The organism is Bartonella sp. CB10SXKL, from assembly GCF_042195515.1.
GTDB lineage: Bacteria > Pseudomonadota > Alphaproteobacteria > Rhizobiales > Rhizobiaceae > Bartonella.
This window is the reverse complement of sequence record NZ_JBHION010000110.1, coordinates 1-762: the sequence shown is the minus strand read 5'-3', so window position 1 is coordinate 762 and position 762 is coordinate 1. Positions and strand designations below refer to the sequence as shown.

2 protein-coding genes and 1 pseudogene are annotated in these 762 nt (G+C 42.0%); all 3 read right to left on the bottom strand.

Going from position 1 to position 762, the window contains the following annotated elements; genetic code table 11:
* Nucleotides 1-182: pseudogene (locus ACFIK3_RS09710) on the bottom strand (YadA-like family protein); the annotation flags it as partial.
* Complete coding sequence (locus ACFIK3_RS09705; protein WP_375632013.1) at nt 183-368, bottom strand: hypothetical protein; 186 nt, start codon at nt 366-368, stop codon at nt 183-185.
* A gap of 137 nt (nt 369-505) precedes the next feature.
* On the bottom strand, nt 506-762 hold a 257-nt coding region (locus ACFIK3_RS09700), incomplete at its 5' end, for a YadA-like family protein (RefSeq protein ID WP_375632011.1).

Below are 762 nucleotides of genomic sequence, written 5' to 3'. Positions count from 1 at the left end.
CCAGCACCAAGGGCAAATGCGGATTGTCCACGCCATGTGCCGCTACCAAATGAGACACTCAAAGATCCTGGCTCGTCAAAGTAACGTAGGTTGGATACTGCTAGACCAACGGCAGCTGCTTGCCTTGCCTCTTTCCGTACGCTCTTAATATCATAACTAAACGTTTCAAATTTTATATCGGTTTAGGATTTCGACTCGTTAACACCATTACTCATCGCATTATCCTTGGATTCAGAAAAATATTTATCTACATATTTTTTCGCATCATCAAAAACTGTCTTAATCTGCTGCTCACTGTCATGTAACAACCACCAACCAGCCCCCTCCACGACTTCTGTCAAATTTGCGTAAAACACACCACTCTTCACACCTTTTCTCTTTCTTTATTTTCAACATTAATGCTGGCACTATTATTTGTGGGAGCCGTTCTTTTAATCGTACAACCCTTTTCGCCCCTGTCTTGTATAGACAGGAGCATTTTTGAAAATAATCGTAGTGAATTTTATTAATTTAGAGTTAAGCTTAATCCTACACCTACACCCCAGCGCCCTCCGGCACTTGTCACAGATAGACTAGAGCGAATATTTCCATCTTCAGATGTATAACCAGCACCAAGAGCAAATGCGGACTGATTGAGCCATATACCACTACCAAGTGCAACACTTAACTTTCCTGGTGCATCATTGTAACGTAAGTTGGACACCGCTAGACCAATAGCAGCAGCTTGTCTTGCTTCTTTCCGAACATCCTGAATAGCATAAT